The following is a 15,027-nucleotide window of genomic DNA, read 5'->3' on the forward strand; positions in this document are numbered from 1 at the left end:
GTATCCGAGAGGATTCCGAGGTCGGAGCGACGGCTGCGACAGCCCCGGCGAGGCGCCGGGGAAACCGGGACGATCAGCGCGACAGCTGCGACAGGTCCCGCGAGGCGCCGGTGGAGGCCGAGGTGGTCAGCGCGGCGTAGGCCTGCAGCGCGGCGCTCACCGGGCGGTGGCGGTCACGCGGCCGGTAGCCGCCCAGCTCGGTCAGGAGCCGCTGCCGGCGGGCCGACAGCTCCTCCTCGGAGACCTTCAGCTCGATCGAACGGCCCGGGATGTCGATCTCGACGAGGTCGCCGTCCTCGACCAGGGCGATGAGGCCGCCCTCGGCCGCCTCCGGGGAGGCGTGGCCGATGGACAGCCCGCTGGTGCCGCCGGAGAAGCGGCCGTCGGTGACCAGCGCGCACGCCTTGCCCAGGCCCCTGCCCTTCAGGAACGAGGTGGGGTAGAGCATCTCCTGCATGCCCGGCCCGCCCTTGGGACCCTCGTACCGGATCACCACGACGTCCCCGGCCTTGACCCGGTCACCGAGGATGCCCTCGACGGCCTCCTCCTGCGACTCGAACACCACGGCCGGCCCGGTGAACCTCCAGATCGACTCGTCCACCCCGGCGGTCTTGACGATGCAGCCGTCGACGGCGATGTTGCCGTAGAGGACGGCCAGGCCCCCGTCGCGGGTGTAGGCGTGTTCGAGGTCGCGCACGCAGCCCTCCGCCCGGTCCAGGTCGAGCGACTCCCAGCGGGAGTCCTGGGAGTAGGGCTTGACGGTGCGCACGTTGCCCGGGGCGGCGTGCCACAGCTCCAGGGCCTCGGGCCGGACGTTCGCCGAGCACGGGTCCCAGGCGTCGAGGACGTCGCCCAGGGTCCCGCCGGAGACGGACCGCGCGTCACGGTGGAGCAGCCCGGCGCGGTCCAGTTCGCCGAGGATGGCGGGGATGCCGCCCGCGCGGTGGACGTCCTCGACGTGGTACTTGGAGGTGGCCGGGGCCACCTTGCACAGGCACGGCACCCGCAGGGAGATCTCGTTGATCTCCTTGAGGCCGAAGTCGACCCCGGCCTCGCGGGCCGCGGCGAGGATGTGCAGGATCGTGTTGGTCGAGCCGCCCATCGCCACGTCCAGCGCCATGGCGTTCTCGAACGCGTCCTTGGTGGCGATGTTGCGCGGCAGGACGCTCTCGTCGTCGTCCTCGTAGTAGCGGCGGGTGATCTCCACCAGTTGCCGCCCGGCGTCCTCGAACAGCTTCCTGCGCGCCGTGTGCGTGGCCAGGACCGTGCCGTTGCCCGGCAGCGCCAGGCCGATGGCCTCGGCGAGGCAGTTCATCGAGTTGGCGGTGAACATCCCGCTGCAGGAGCCGCAGGTCGGGCAGGCGTTCTCCTCCATCTCCAGCAGCTCGGCGTCCGAGACGCTGTCGTCGGCGGCCGCCACCATGGGGTCGATCAGGTCGAGCTTGCGGCCCGGCGTCTTACCGGCCTCCATCGGGCCGCCGGAGACGAAGATCGTGGGGATGTTGAGCCGGAAGGCGGCCAGCAGCATGCCCGGGGTGATCTTGTCGCAGTTGGAGACGCAGATCAGGGCGTCGGCGCAGTGCGCGTTGACCATGTACTCGACCGCGTCGGCGATCAGCTCGCGGCTGGGCAGCGAGTACAGCATGCCGCCGTGACCCATGGCGATGCCGTCGTCGACCGCGATCGTGTTGAACTCGCGCGGGATCGCGCCCGCCTCGCGGATCGCCCCGGCCACCACGTCGCCGACCTCGCGGAGGTGGACGTGCCCGGGGACGAACTGGGTGAAACTATTGGCTACCGCGATGATCGGCTTGCCGAAGTCACCGCCCGCCACGCCCGTCGCCCGAAGCAGGGCCCGGGCTCCGACCATGTTCCTGCCGTGGGTGACCGTACGTGACCTGAGGGCGGGCATGAGGCTTCTCCCATCATCGAAACCGTGTCCTCAAATGGTACGGCCACCTCCCAGTGCGTGAGACGTCGTGTCCATTCCACGAGACGGAGATGTCATACCGCGGGACGGTCCCGCGTCCCCCGGCCCCTCACGGGGAGGGGCCGGGGGGAGAAGCGCGTGACGGAGGCCTGAGGCGGTCAGTCCTCGGGGTAACGGGCGGGCAGCACCTCGGCGGCGGCGCGGTAGATCGTGTCGATCTCCTCCGAGGTCAGTGACCGCTCCCGCTTGGTGATCCACTTGCGGACGCGGCTGCCGTCGAAGACGTCCACCTCGCGGACGTTGAGGATCTTCCACGGGATCGCCGGGCCGTAGATGGCGAGGGAGGGGATGATCGTGACCTCGCGGCCCAGCGCCTTGCCGATCAGCTCGCTCGCCTGGGCCGCCTCCCAGCGCGCCTCGTCGAGACGGGGCTTCTGGCTGAACGGGCCGTGGAACAGCTTGCGGTGCGACTGGACGCGGACCGGCAGGCGCTTGTCCCACTTCTCGGAGTCGACGGCGTAGACGCCGGTGGGGCCGACGACCAGATGGTCGATCTGGGCCTCGCTGCCGGGGATGGCCCGGGCGTGCAGGGTGCGGTAGCCGCGCCGTTCCAGCCCCTTGAGCTGCGCCTCCGTGCGCCGTTCCGCGACCGAGGCGCGCCGCCAGGCGGGCACGGTGGAGTGCGAGCGGGCGCGGACCACGGTGTCGGCGATCGCCGCGAGCACCGCGGCGGTGAGGCCCAGCCGCCAGCTCGCCAGCAGTATCCCCGCGACGACGCCCACGACGACGGCGATCAGCACGCGCCGGCGCAGGTGGCCGTACCTGGGGTCGTCGAACAGCTCGCGCAGGGAGGCGCGCCTGACGGGCACGGGCTCGGGCTCGGGCGCGGGGGGTCGGGGTGCCGGCCTGTCGTCGGCCGACCGGTCACTGACCCAAATCGGTGACGCGTTGTTACCGTCTTCTGGTACCTGGCCGGAATCCACGTAACTCACGGTAGCTGACGCCCCCAGGGGTGCCTAGTATTGGGTTTCTCATACTTTTGTGACCGTCATTGCCCGCTTGGGCCGCAGGCAACCGGGTATCTACATATTTCCTCTCTAGAGAACCCGGTGTCGCCCGCCGCCGCGCGGACAGCGCGCACGTGCGTGATCTTAGCGCCCAGACGGCCGGTGACCGGCGTCTTCTCCGTTCCGTGCCGCGTCGCGCGCGGGTCCGCTCCACCGGCCGGACGGGGTTCCGGGGCCGCGCCGTACGGAGGTTCCGCGCCCGGCCGGGCCGGCCCCCGACCGTCCTTCCGGAGGGGGCGCCGGTTCGCGCCGCGCGGAGTCCCGCCCGCCGGTGAGGCCCCGTGCCGGACCGTGGCGTCCGCCGGAACCGATACGCGGTACCCCGGTTTCTGATATGACATGCGTTCCTTTTCCGATATCGGGTAAAGGCCCGAGTCGGGCCGGAGACGGTCCTGCCGTTCACATTTCGCGGGGGGAATGGTGCGAAAGGCGCCGGACCAGGCGTTCGCCTATCTCACGGGCCTCCTGGCCGAAGCGCGCGACAGGAGCGGTCGCGCGGACCGCCGGGCTGCCGCCCTGGCCATGACGGCTCTCACCGGCGGGCTGACGGCCGCCCGGCTGACGCCGCGCGACCTCCCGGCCGAGGTGAGCTGGCTGTGGTGGGCGGGCCTGTTCCTGTGCGCGATGGCGATCGTGACGCTCGCCGCCGCGCTCTGGCCGTACAGCGCCCGCCGCGCCGCGCGGGCCGTGGAGCGCCGCCGCTTCTACTCGGCCCGGGTGTCCGCGCCGCGCCCGCCCGCAGGCGGGGCGTTCCCCGCCGGCGCCTTCCGCACCGGTCCGCGTGCCGCCGGTCCGGCCGACGACTCCAAAGCCGGGGCCTTCTCCGAGAGCGCCCTCGCCGAGCTTCGCGCCCGCACCGCCGGCCGGGACGCGGGCCGGGACGGGGCCCGGGACGCGACGGTCCGGGCCGACCGGCTGGTGCGCCGGGCCGGCCGGCTCGGCGCCGTCGCCGACGTCAAGCAGCGCTACGTCCGCCGGGGACTGGTCCTGCTGCTGCTCGCGGCCTCCTGCTGCCTGGTCTCGGCGGTGGCCGGCGAGCTGATGACGTCGTGGGACCTGTCGGGCAGGCCCATGGCCCCGCCGCCCGTACGGCAGGCCCCCGAACTCCCGCCCTGGCGCTGCGACCCGGTGGAGGACTGCGGACGCCCGCTCTGATCAGGACTCCAGGAGGCCCGCCAGGTGCGCGGCGATGTCCGCCAGCAGCGTCGAGGGCGCCACCGGGACGGCCGCGACGGCCGAGAACAGGCTGGGCAGGCCGGGCAGCGGGAAACCGTCCTCGGCGGACGCCGCGGCGCCCACGTCGTTCTTGGCCAGGACGGCCCGGCTGCGCTCCCAGGCGTCGAGGACCTCCTCGGGGGAGGGGACGCCGAACCCGTGGCCCACCGGGGCGGCGTGGCGCAGCCGTACGAGGGGCGTCTCGGCGAAGGCCAGGGCCATCCGGGAGCGCAGGGCGAGGTCGTCGCGGACGTGGTGCCCGACCCAGTCCATGGCGGTGCAGGGGTTGCGGCAGGAGGTCACGCAGGTGGCCAGGGCGCCCGCCACCTGGCTGTGCTGGCGGTCGAAGTAGGCCCGCCACCCCTCGGCGGGTTCCCCGGCCACCCGCAGGGTCCGGTTGGCGGCCGACTGCTCGGACTTGGTGTGGTCGCACTCGCGGTCGCCGATCACGCCGAACCTGCTGCCCGGTGCGCCCAGTCCCGCCGGCCAGCGGGCGGGGTCGCCCGCGTTGCCGAGCACGGGCTCGAAGGCGAGCAGCGGGAGATACTCGCTGGCGATGTGCAGGGCGGCCACCATGGGGCTCAGCTCGCGCCGGTGCCACCGGACGGCGATCACCTCCAGCAGCAGCCCGTAGGCCGGGCGCAGCGACGCGAGCGCGCCGCGCGGCTGCTCCCGGGGCGTCTGGGGCATGGTGCAGGCCCGCGCGCGCCGCCGCAGGTCGGCGGGCACGCCGCGCGCCTCGGCCGCGAAGTCCTCGGCGTCGAGCGAGAGCAGCCGCTGGCCGAACTCGCACACGGTCTCGACGGCGCCCGCCTCCCCGATCACCTCCGGGGCGAGCGCCCCGACGTCGCCGAAGGCGTACCTCCGCGCCAGGGAGACGAGAAGGTCGCGCGCCGATTCCACCTGATCACCTTCCGGAGCCGCCGATGCCGGGAATGTCGCCCGCACGGACCGCGCCCCCGCCACGGTAGGCGGGGGCGCGGCCGGGACGCGCGGGTCAGGACGCCGCGGCGGCGTCCCTGGCCTGGGCGCGAAGGGCGCGGCCGATGCCGTCGGCGCCCTCCAGCAGCAGGCGCCGCAGGGCCTGTGGGGGCTGCTCCGCCGAGATCAAATCCTGGGTCCTCGCCACGGTCTGCGGGGAGATGGCCAGGGCCGGGTAGCAGCCGACGGCGAAGTTCTGCGCCGAGTCGAAGGTCCAGGTGCTCCAGATGTGGACGATCTGCTCGAAGTACTTCGCCCCGTACGGCTCCAGCAGGTCCGGGTGGTTCGGGTCCATGAAGCCGAGGATGGTCGAGCGGAGCATCGCGCCGCTCAGCTTGCCCTCGGTCATGGTCGCCCACGCCTTGGTCTTGCCCTGGGGCGTCGGGAGCGCGGCGCGGCAGCGCGCGGCGGAGCGCTCGCCGGTGGCGGTGGAGTCGCGCAGCAGCTCCTCGGCGATGTCCTCCTCGCCGAGCACGCCGCCGGAGACCAGGGCCTGGATCAGGGTCCAGCGCAGGTCGGCGTCGACGGTCAGCCCGTCGAGCACGGCCGTGCCGTCCAGCAGGCCCGCCAGGAACGACAGGTCCTCGGCGGAGGTCGCCACGGAGGCCAGGGCGTTGACGTAGGCGAGCTGGTGGTCGGAGCCGGGCTCGGCGCCGGCGACGAGGGAGCGCAGGCCGGAGGCCAGCAGGGCGAGGCCCTCGGCGCGCCAGGCGGGGTCGGCGTACTGCTGGACGGCCTGGCGGGCCTGGCGGAGCACGGCCTGGGCGACCGAGATGTCCTTGATCGACGCGATGCCGGAGAGCGCCAGGGCCACGTAGTCGCGGGCGGGCATCTCAGCGTCGCGGGTCATGTCCCAGGCGGCCGACCAGCACAGGGCCCGCGGCAGCGACTCGGTGAACCTGTTGATGCCGCCCTCGACCAGCGTCCGCAGCGAGCGCTCGTCGAGCCGGAGCTTGGCGTAGGTCAGGTCGTCGTCGTTGAGCAGCACCAGATCCGGCTGGACCTCGCCGACCAGCTCGGTCACGGCCGTGCGCGCGCCGACCACGTCGAGCTCGACGCGCTTGGTGCGGACCAGCTCCTCGCCGCGCAGGGAGTACAGGCCGACGGCGACGCGGTGCGAGCGCAGCGTCGGGTACTCGGCCGGGGCCTCCTGCAGCACCTCGAAGGAGGTGAAACGGCCCTCGTCGTCGACGGTGAACGACGGGCGCAGCGTGTTGACCCAGGCGGTCTCCAGCCACTCCTTGGACCAGGACGACAGGTCGCGGCCCGAGGTGCGCTCCAGCGCCCCCAGCAGGTCGGCGAGCGTGGTGTTGCCCCAGGCGTGCTCGTTGAAGTAGTCGCGGACGCCGGCCAGGAAGTTGTCCAGGCCGACGTAGGCCACGAGCTGCTTGAGCACCGAGGCGCCCTTGGCGTAGGTGATGCCGTCGAAGTTGACCTCGACCGCCTGCATGTCGACGATGTCGGCGGCGATCGGGTGGGTCGAGGGGAGCTGGTCCTGCCGGTAGGCCCAGGCCTTCTCCACGTTGGCGAAGGTGGTCCAGGCGCCCTGGCCCCAGCGGGTGGCCTCCGACTGGCAGAGCACCGAGGCGTAGGTGGCGAACGACTCGTTCAGCCACAGGTCGTCCCACCAGCGCATGGTGACCAGGTCGCCGAACCACATGTGCGCCATCTCGTGCAGGATCGTCTCGGCGCGGCGCTCGATGATCGCGTCGGTGACGCGGGAGCGGAAGACGTAGTCCTCCAGGAAGGTCACGCAGCCGGCGTTCTCCATCGCGCCCGCGTTGAACTCCGGCACGAACAGCTGGTCGTACTTGCCGAACGGGTAGCGGATCCCGAAGACCCGGTGGAAGAAGTCGAAGCCCTGCCGGGTGACCTCGAAGATGTTGTCGGGGTCGAGGTGCTCGGCGAGCGAGGCCCGGCAGTAGATGCCCAGCGGGATGCCGTCGTGCTCGGAGGTCACCTTGTGGTACGGCCCGGCGCACAGCGCGGTGATGTAGGTGCTCATCACCGGCGTGGCGGGGAAGTGCCAGCGCTTGGCGTCCTGCAGGGCGCCGTGCTTGCCGCGGTGCCCCTCCAGCTCCTGGACCTCGTCGGGCGCGGCGTTGGAGACGACCTCCCAGTGCGAGGGCGCGAGCACGGTCAGCTCGAAGGTCGCCTTGAGGTCGGGCTGGTCGAAGCAGGCGTACATCCGGTGGGCGTCGGCCGTCTCGAACTGGCTGTGCAGGTAGACGCTCTTGTCGACGGGGTCCACGAAGCGGTGCAGGCCCTCGCCGGTGTGCGAGTAGCGGCAGTCGGCGTCGACGCGCAGCTCGTTGACCTCGGCGAGGTCCGGCAGCGGCAGCCGCCCGGTCTCCGGGTCGTAGGCGCTCACGTCCAGCTCGGCGCCGTTCAGCACCGCCGAGCGGATCCTGGCGTCGGCCAGCTCGATGAACGTCCCGGCACCGGCCCGCTCGCTGGTGAAGCGGACCGTGGTGACGCTCTCGAAGAGCTCCTCACCCTCGGTCAGGTCGAGCTCCACCGCGTACGACTGCACGCTGAGCAGCCGCGCGCGCTCGCGGGCCTCGTCACGGGTCAGATTGCCTGCCACCACAGCTCCCTCGTCACAACTCCTCCGCTCCCTTGCGAAGGGTCCATCGAATCCTGCCATGCGGGGCGGGGGAACGCCGCCTCGGGGACCGCGGGTCGGCCGGTCACCTCATTCGAGGATAAAGCGGCCGGTGGAAGTGGGGGCCGGACCGGAACGGAGTCGAAGGGTGGACCGGAACGGCGCCGGGGGCCGGGCCGGAATAGGGGGCTCGGCGTACCGGGTTGTCGCCGGATGAACGAGTCTCACGACCAGAGAGCTGAAGAGATGACCGAGCGCACTCCCGTCGATCTGTGGTTCGACCCCTTCTGCCCGTACGCCTGGATAACGTCGCGCTGGCTGCTGGAGGTGGCGAAGGTGCGGCCCATCGAGCCGCGCTGGCACATCATGAGCCTCAACGTCCTCAACGAGGACAAGGAGGTCCCCGAGACCTACCGCGAGATGATCGCCAGGGCCATCGGCCCGGTCCGGGTGGTGGCGGCCGTGCAGGAGAAGTACGACTCCGACACCGTCGGCCGCCTCTACACCGAGCTCGGCGTCCGTTTCCACAACCAGGGCATGCTCAAGCAGCTCGACCGGCTCCGTGAGACGGTCGAGGAGGCCCTGGAGGCCGCCGGCCTCGACCGCGGGTTCGCCGACGCGATGGACTCCGAGGACCACGACGACGTCGTGCGGGCCTCGCACGAGGACGGCATCGGCCGGGTCGGCCAGGAGGTCGGCACGCCGGTGATCGCCGTGGAGGGTGTCGCGTTCTTCGGGCCGGTCATCACGCCCGCGCCCAAGGGCGAGGACGCCGGCCGGCTCTGGGACGGCGTCCGCCTGGTGGCCGGCACCGACGGCTTCTTCGAGATCAAGCGCTCCCGCACCCGGCCGCCGATCTTCGACTGACCGCGCGGTGGTCTCCGGTCCTCCCCGGCGCGGAGGGGGGACCGGAGCGCCGGGAAGGCCCGGGGCCGACCGGAAGCCACCCTTCGATGCCGTCCAAAATATCCCCAATATTACGAATTCTGAATGATGTTGGGCAGATGCCGGTCATTCCCCGCCGTACGGCGCGCTTCGCCGTACGCTCGGGGGCACAGACGGCCGAGCGCCCGCCGCGGCGAGGGGTCCCGCGTCCGGCCGAGCCGTGACGCCGCGCGACCCGCCCCTCGCCTGACCTGCCGGGCTCTCGCCTTATGACGATCCGCGCGCGAGGATGAGAGTCATGCGTCATCTTTATCTGAACGGAGCCTGGCAGCCGTCCGCGTCGGGCGAGGGCATCGACGTCGTCAACCCCGCGACCGAGGAGACGGTCGACAGGGTGCCGGCCGGGGCCGCCGCCGACGTCGAGGCCGCCGTGGCCGCCGCCCGGGCGGCCCTGCCCGCGTGGTCGGGCACGGCCCCCGCCGACCGCGGCAAGGTCCTCGCCACCGCCGCCGACCTGATACGTCAGCGTTCCGACCAGATAGCCAGGATCATCGCCACCGACATGGGCGCGCCGTACGGCGTGGCGCTGAAGGTGCAGACGCTGATGCCCGCCGGGGTGCTGGCCTCCTACGCCGAGCTCGCCGCCGCCTACGACTTCGAGGGCGAGCGGGTCGGCAACTCCCGGATCTTCCGGGAGCCGGTCGGCGTGGTGGCCGCCATCACGCCGTGGAACTACCCCCTCCACCAGATCCTGTGCAAGGTCGGTCCGGCGCTCGCCGCCGGCTGCACGGTGGTGCTCAAGCCCAGCGAGGTGGCGCCGCTGGCGGCCTTCGCGCTGGCCGGGATCTTCGACGAGGTCGGGCTGCCCGCCGGGGTGTTCAACATGGTCAGCGGGTACGGCCCGACCATCGGCGAGGCGCTGGTCTCCCACCCGGACGTGGACATGGTGTCGTTCACCGGCTCCACCGGGGCGGGCCGGCGGGTCGCGGCGCTGGCGGCCGAGGGGGTCAAGCGGGTGGCCCTGGAGCTCGGCGGCAAGTCGGCCAGCGTGATCCTGCCGGACGCCGACCTCGCCGTGGCGGTCAAGGTGACCGTGGCCAACGCCTTCCTCAACTCCGGGCAGACCTGCTCGGCCTGGTCCCGCATGATCGTCCACCGCGACCGGTACGACGAGGCCGTCGAGCTGGCCGCCCGGGCCGCCGCGAAGTACACCGTCGGCGACCCCTTCGACGAGCACACCCGCCTGGGCCCGCTGGTCTCGGCCGCCCAGCGCGACCGGGTCGTCCGCTACATCAACCGCGGACAGGAGGAGGGGGCGCGGCTCATCACCGGCGGCGTCGACCGGCCCACGGAGCGGGGCTTCTACGTCGAGCCCACCGTGTTCGCCGGGGTCGAGCCGGGGATGGTGATCGAGCAGGAGGAGATCTTCGGGCCGGTCCTGGCGGTCATCCCCTACACCCGCGGCGAGGACGAGGCCGTGGCCATCGCCAACGGCACGCCGTACGGCCTGGCCGGCGCGGTGTGGGCGGGCACCGAGGAGCAGGGCGTCGCCGTCGCGCGCAGGCTGCGCACCGGCCAGGTGTCCGTCAACGGCGGTCAGTTCAACCCGCTGGCCCCCTTCGGGGGGTACAAGCAGTCGGGTCTGGGTCGCGAACTGGGCGTGTTCGGCCTGGAGGAGTACCTGGAGGTCAAGTCGGTCCAGCTCTGACCGGCGGGCGGCGCGCCGGGGAGACGGCGGGCGCCGGGGCGCGGCAGCGGCGTCCGGCATCGGCCCGGTGGTGCACCGGCACGCCGGCGCCCCGGCGGCCGTGAGCGCGGCCGGATCCGGCCACGGCGCCGGGTCGTGGCGGCGGCGCGCGCGGGGTAGACCCCGCCCGGACATACTCCTCGAAAGGGCCACGGTATGCGACCGAGCACCATGCGTCTCAGCGCGTTCGATCTGGTGGTCGCCGCGGGCGGGCTGGTCCTGGTGCTGCTGGCCGTACAGAACCTCGGACCGGCCCTGGCCGCGTTCCGCGGCGACGGCGCCTGGGGCACCTTCACCGCCCACCGGGTCGAGTGCGTCCAGCACCCCGGCCACGAGCAGTGCACCTGGCTGGGGGAGTTCCGCACCGGCCGGACGGTCCGTCCCGAGGTGGCGTTCTACGGCGGCGAGCGCGGGTCGTTCATCCCGGGTCAGACGGCGCGGGCCTTCGACACCGGCCGCCGGGGCCACGTCTACGGCCCCGGCGGGTCCAACGAGTGGATCGCCGTCGCCCTGCTCATGCTGGCCGGCCTCGGCCTGGCGTCCAGGCCGCTGTGGCGTCTGCGCCGTCTGCGGCGCGCGCGGCGGCCGGCCGGCGAGCCCGGCGCGGGCCCGGCGACGGACACCGGGCCGCGAGCGGACGCGGACCCGCGAACGGACACCGACTCGTGAACCGGGCAGGCCCGTCAGCCGTCACCGGCCCGTGAACCGGTGCCGGCCCGGGGGACCGCGCCGGCCGGTGGGCGAGGCCGGCCCCCCGCGGGCCGGAGCCGGTCAGGGAGTCTGGAGCAGGACCTTGCGGGCGGCGTCCTTGGGCAGGCGGTCGACGTAGAGCATGCCGTCGAGGTGGTCGGTCTCGTGCTGGAAGCAGCGCGCGAGCAGGCCGCGGGCCCTGACCCGGACCGGACGGCCCAGGCGGTCGAAGCCCTCGACGGTGACGCCGGCGGCGCGGGGGGTCCGGGCGTAGATCGGGGTGCCGGTCTCGCGGCCGGGGACCGACAGGCAGCCCTCCTCGTCGAGGACCTCCGCGGGGTCGTCCACGGTCAGCACGGGGTTGACCACGTGCCCCTTGCGGTTGCTGCAGTCGTAGACGAACAGCCTCTTCGACACGCCGATCTGCGGGCCGGCGAGGCCGACGCCCTGCGCGGCGTACATCGCGGCGAACATCTCGTCGATCAGGCGGCGCAGGTCGCGGTCGAAGTCCGTGACGGGCGCGGCGGGCGTGCGCAGGACCGGATCTCCGATCACTCGGATGTCACGCATATGGGATTCTTCTCTCGTGGGCCCGGTAAGGGGTGCGTTGGCATGCCGGTCATTACCTTAGCCGGGGGGCGGGTCGGCGGGGCGACATACACCTGCGAAACTGGGCGGGTGCGTGTCTACATCGGTGCCGACCATGCCGGCTATGAACTCAAGAACCGTGTCGTCTCCTGGCTCAAGGAGAACGGCCACGAGGTGACCGACTGCGGTCCGTTCGTCTACGACGCCGAGGACGACTACCCGCCGTTCGTGCTGCGCGCCGCGGAGGGCGTCGCGGGAGACCCGGGCAGCCTGGGGGTCGTGATCGGCGGCTCCGGCAACGGCGAGCAGATCGCCGCCAACAAGGTGCGCGGCATCCGCGCCGCCCTGGCCTGGAACGACGACACCGCCAAGCTCGCCCGCGAGCACAACGACGCCAACGTGATCAGCCTCGGAGCCCGGATGAACAGCGAGGAGGAGTCGCTCCGGTTCGTGGAGATCTTCCTCGGCACGCCGTACTCGGGCCTGGAGCGGCACAGCCGCCGGATCGCGCAGATCGGCGCGTACGAGACCGGCGGCGGCCTCCCGCCGCTGCCGTAGACCGGCCGCCGTAGACCGCGGCCGGTCACCCGCGGCGCGGCTCCCCGCGCGGGCGGTCGCCGCGCCGGGGCTCCCTGCGCGGCGTCTCGTCGCGCAGGGGCCGCGCGTCGGCGCCTTCCTGCTGTTCCCGGGTGGGCCGGGAGACGTCCCGGGCCCGCATCGCGGTGAGCGCGGTGATCTGCAAGCTCTGCAGTGCCATGCCCTTCACCGTAACCGCGGCCCGCGGCCCGCGGAACGGCTCAGAAGACCAGACCGGCCCAGGGCGCCGGCTCCCAGGACATCGCCAGCGACAGCTCCCGTACGGCCCCCGCCCGCGACTCGCGCACCAGTCCCGCCGACCGCAGCGGAGTCAGCGGGCGGCCGCCCAGATAGGCCGCGCCGAGCGCCGCCACGGGAAGCGACACCTCCGCCGGGTCGCCGGTGGGCACGCACCGGACGCCGGAGGGGCCGGCCGTCAGCCGCAGGCGGCCCTCGTTCCACGGGCACACGGGGTCGGCGACCTCGACCACCACGTCCACCGGCGCCGAGTAGGCGCGGGATTCCAGAGCCCGTCCGACGTCCACCAGACGGACCCACAGGTCGTCCACCCAGATGGCGTTGAGGTTGCGCGGCTCGGCCAGCATGTGCGCCAGCGGGTCGTCCACCGGCCGGCGGTGGGCCCTGATCAGCGCCACCAGGTCGCGGTCCAGCAGGTGCCGCCACAGCTCCGCGTAGGCGGCGTCGTCCAGCGCGAAGACCTCCCCGACCCGCAGCTCGCCGTCGGGCACGGTGTGCGGGGTGTAGCGCTGGACGGTCCGGAAGAGCGCGTAGCCGCGCGGGCCGCCGTCGTCCTCGACCACCACCGCGCGCAGCGGCCCAGCGTTCCCACGGTCGGCGTCGTGGTCCGACAGCACCGAGTCCCAGCGGGCCGGGGTGCGGGCGTACATCCCCGGACGGCCCTCGCGGACGGCGTCGAAGACCTTCTCGAAGACGTCCCGGCTCCCGGCCGGCCGTACGACGCGCAGGCGCAGCGAGGGGTCCGCGGGGGCGTGACCCGCCAGGACCGCGCCGTGCCGGGGGATGTCGAAGGAGAGCGCGTCGGCGGCCCTGCCGTACCCGAACCGCCCGTAGATCGCCGCCTCGGAGGCGTAGAGCGCGGCGACCGCCTCGCCCCGCTCACGCAGGTCGGCGAGCTGGCGGGTCATGAGGGAGGACAGCACGCCCCGGCGGCGGTGCGAGGGCAGCACCCCGACCGAGGTGACCCCGGCCACCGGGATCGGCCCGCCGGGCACCGTCATGGTGAAGCCGCACACGGTGGCCGTGCCCACCAGGAGGTCGCCGTCGAACGCGCCCAGCGAACGGTCGAACTCGGTCACCGCCCGGTACTGCTCCCTCCGATGCGGCGGCACGGAGGCGCCGAACGCCTCCTCGTCGAGGTCGAGCCAGGCGGTCCAGTCGTTCTCCGTCATCGGACGCAGGGTGGAAGACATTTCTCCCACGGTAGAGGTGACAAACCCGTCGGGCCATTCAATTTCCCCCCTAAATGATCAAGGTGTCGGTCAAGTGGGCTGCCCAAACAGGGGGCAGCCAGATACAGTCAGGCGCATCATGAGTTCTCGCCCGGTGCCGCTGATTCCTCCTGGGCTCCGTGCGTTTTTGGCGCGGATCCCCCTTCTGGCACCCACCGTGCGGTTCCTGCGGCGTGGGCCGTTCGCCCGTGACCGCAACCTCCTCATCACGCTGAGCGTGCTGACCCTGACGGCCGGGGTGCTGGCCGCCCGGGTCTCCATGGAGTGGTTCTCCCCGGCGCTCATGATCCCGATCACCCTCGTCGGCGGGCTGCAGCTCCGGCTGCGCAGCCTGTCCAAGCTGCTGTGCGCGGTCGCCGTCTCGCTCGTCTACGTGGCCGTCGTGCGCGGGGTCGGGCACATCGGGCCGGGCCTGCTGGCGACGTTCGGCTTCACCATCGCGCTGGCCGCCCTGATGGCCCGCACCCGCGGCAAACTCGGGGTGCAGGGCCTGCGCGGCGACGTGATGCTGCTGGAGCTGCGCGACCGGCTCAAGAAACAGAGCGAACTGCCGAAGCTGCCCAAGGCCTGGGACTCACGGGTGGTGCTCAAGCAGGCGGGCGGCTCCTCCTTCGGCGGAGACTTCCTCGTCTCCATCCGGGAGGGCGACGTCCTGGAGCTCGCCCTCGTCGACGTCTCCGGCAAGGGCGTCGACGCGGGCACCAGGGCGCTGATGCTGTCGGGCGCCTTCGGCGGCCTGCTCGGCTCGGTCGACGACTTCCTCGGCGCCTGCAACACCTACCTGCGACGCCAGCGCGAGGCGGAGGGCTTCGTCACGGCGGTCCACGTGCGGGTCAACCTCGCCACGGCGGAATACGTGATCACCTCGGCCGGGCACCCGCCGGTGGTCAAGTTCGAGGCGGGGACCGGCACCTGGAAGGTCTCCCCGGCCAAGGGCGTGGTGCTGGGCATCGTCGGCGACCTGCACTGCGAGCCCGACAAGGGCATGCTCCGCAGGGGTGACGCGCTCATGCTCTACACCGACGGGCTGATCGAGCAGCCGGGCCGCGACATCGACGCCGGTCTCGACCGGCTGCTCGGCGAGGCCGAGCGACTGCTGCCCTCCGGCTTCCGCGACGGCGCCCGGAACCTCGTCACCACGATGTCGTCCGGGCACAACGACGACTGCGCGCTCATCCTCATCTGGCGCCCCTGACGTCCGGCGCGGGCCCCGGAACCGGCGTCCCCGTGGCCCGGCACACGCCCCGACGCCG

Annotated in this window: 13 protein-coding genes; 6 read left to right on the top strand and 7 right to left on the bottom strand. The window is 72.8% G+C overall.

Annotated features, from left to right (window positions below; translation table 11 throughout):
* Positions 1–73: 73 nt before the first annotated feature.
* Both ilvD and IEZ10_RS36315 read right to left on the bottom strand, forming a co-directional pair.
* Positions 74–1,912 (bottom strand): dihydroxy-acid dehydratase, encoded by a 1,839-nt coding sequence (gene ilvD, locus IEZ10_RS36310; protein ID WP_189251049.1) that lies wholly within the window; start codon positions 1,910–1,912, stop codon positions 74–76.
* A gap of 176 nt (positions 1,913–2,088) precedes the next feature.
* Positions 2,089–2,799, bottom strand: coding sequence for a nuclease-related domain-containing protein (locus IEZ10_RS36315; protein WP_229812018.1), 711 nt, complete (start codon positions 2,797–2,799; stop codon positions 2,089–2,091).
* A 615-nt stretch (positions 2,800–3,414) separates the two neighbouring features.
* On the opposite strand from IEZ10_RS36315, the gene IEZ10_RS36320 reads away from it, so the two are divergent.
* Entirely contained in the window at positions 3,415–4,152 is a 738-nt protein-coding gene (locus tag IEZ10_RS36320; RefSeq protein ID WP_189251051.1) for a Pycsar system effector family protein, read from the top strand.
* On the opposite strand, the gene IEZ10_RS36325 is transcribed toward IEZ10_RS36320, so the two are convergent.
* On the bottom strand, positions 4,153–5,115 hold the full coding sequence (locus IEZ10_RS36325; RefSeq protein ID WP_189251052.1) for a hypothetical protein: 963 nt from the start codon (positions 5,113–5,115) through the stop codon (positions 4,153–4,155).
* A gap of 94 nt (positions 5,116–5,209) precedes the next feature.
* Positions 5,210–7,780, bottom strand: coding sequence for an aminopeptidase N (pepN, locus tag IEZ10_RS36330; protein ID WP_189251053.1), 2,571 nt, complete (start codon positions 7,778–7,780; stop codon positions 5,210–5,212).
* Positions 7,781–8,044: 264 nt separating this feature from the next.
* Between pepN and IEZ10_RS36335 the strand changes: the two genes are divergently transcribed.
* From IEZ10_RS36335 to IEZ10_RS36345, 3 genes are all read left to right on the top strand, one after another.
* Entirely contained in the window at positions 8,045–8,665 is a 621-nt protein-coding gene (locus tag IEZ10_RS36335) for a mycothiol-dependent nitroreductase Rv2466c family protein (protein ID WP_189251054.1), read from the top strand.
* A gap of 316 nt (positions 8,666–8,981) precedes the next feature.
* Positions 8,982–10,391, top strand: a complete 1,410-nt coding sequence (locus tag IEZ10_RS36340; protein ID WP_189251055.1) for an aldehyde dehydrogenase family protein — start codon at positions 8,982–8,984, stop codon at positions 10,389–10,391.
* 195 nt (positions 10,392–10,586) lie between these two features.
* Positions 10,587–11,099, top strand: a complete 513-nt coding sequence (locus tag IEZ10_RS36345; protein WP_189251056.1) for a hypothetical protein — start codon at positions 10,587–10,589, stop codon at positions 11,097–11,099.
* 102 nt (positions 11,100–11,201) lie between these two features.
* Here the strand turns inward: IEZ10_RS36345 and def are convergent, their stop codons facing one another.
* On the bottom strand, positions 11,202–11,690 hold the full coding sequence (gene def, locus IEZ10_RS36350) for a peptide deformylase (protein WP_189251057.1): 489 nt from the start codon (positions 11,688–11,690) through the stop codon (positions 11,202–11,204).
* Between the two features lie 108 nt (positions 11,691–11,798).
* Here def and IEZ10_RS36355 point away from each other — a divergent pair, with 108 nt between their 5' ends.
* Entirely contained in the window at positions 11,799–12,266 is a 468-nt protein-coding gene (locus IEZ10_RS36355) for a ribose-5-phosphate isomerase (RefSeq protein ID WP_189251058.1), read from the top strand.
* 25 nt (positions 12,267–12,291) lie between these two features.
* Here the strand turns inward: IEZ10_RS36355 and IEZ10_RS36360 are convergent, their stop codons facing one another.
* Entirely contained in the window at positions 12,292–12,465 is a 174-nt protein-coding gene (locus IEZ10_RS36360) for a hypothetical protein (RefSeq protein ID WP_179823959.1), read from the bottom strand.
* Between the two features lie 40 nt (positions 12,466–12,505).
* Positions 12,506–13,735, bottom strand: coding sequence for a GNAT family N-acetyltransferase (locus IEZ10_RS36365; protein ID WP_189251059.1), 1,230 nt, complete (start codon positions 13,733–13,735; stop codon positions 12,506–12,508).
* 118 nt (positions 13,736–13,853) lie between these two features.
* Between IEZ10_RS36365 and IEZ10_RS36370 the strand changes: the two genes are divergently transcribed.
* Entirely contained in the window at positions 13,854–14,969 is a 1,116-nt protein-coding gene (locus IEZ10_RS36370) for a PP2C family protein-serine/threonine phosphatase (protein ID WP_189251060.1), read from the top strand.
* Positions 14,970–15,027 lie beyond the last annotated feature (58 nt).

The organism is Streptosporangium pseudovulgare (assembly GCF_014648055.1).
Lineage (GTDB): Bacteria > Actinomycetota > Actinomycetes > Streptosporangiales > Streptosporangiaceae > Streptosporangium > Streptosporangium pseudovulgare.

Bases quoted from the DNA above. Each gene is read 5' to 3' on its own strand.
- ilvD (WP_189251049.1), bottom strand. From the start codon at position 1,912: ATGCCCGCCCTCAGGTCACGTACGGTCACCCACGGCAGGAACATGGTC.
- IEZ10_RS36320 (WP_189251051.1), top strand. From the start codon at position 3,415: ATGGTGCGAAAGGCGCCGGACCAGGCGTTCGCCTATCTCACGGGCCTC.
- IEZ10_RS36335 (WP_189251054.1), top strand. From the start codon at position 8,045: ATGACCGAGCGCACTCCCGTCGATCTGTGGTTCGACCCCTTCTGCCCG.
- IEZ10_RS36340 (WP_189251055.1), top strand. From the start codon at position 8,982: ATGCGTCATCTTTATCTGAACGGAGCCTGGCAGCCGTCCGCGTCGGGC.
- IEZ10_RS36345 (WP_189251056.1), top strand. From the start codon at position 10,587: ATGCGACCGAGCACCATGCGTCTCAGCGCGTTCGATCTGGTGGTCGCC.
- def (WP_189251057.1), bottom strand. From the start codon at position 11,690: ATGCGTGACATCCGAGTGATCGGAGATCCGGTCCTGCGCACGCCCGCC.
- IEZ10_RS36360 (WP_179823959.1), bottom strand. From the start codon at position 12,465: ATGGCACTGCAGAGCTTGCAGATCACCGCGCTCACCGCGATGCGGGCC.
- IEZ10_RS36365 (WP_189251059.1), bottom strand. From the start codon at position 13,735: ATGTCTTCCACCCTGCGTCCGATGACGGAGAACGACTGGACCGCCTGG.
- IEZ10_RS36370 (WP_189251060.1), top strand. From the start codon at position 13,854: ATGAGTTCTCGCCCGGTGCCGCTGATTCCTCCTGGGCTCCGTGCGTTT.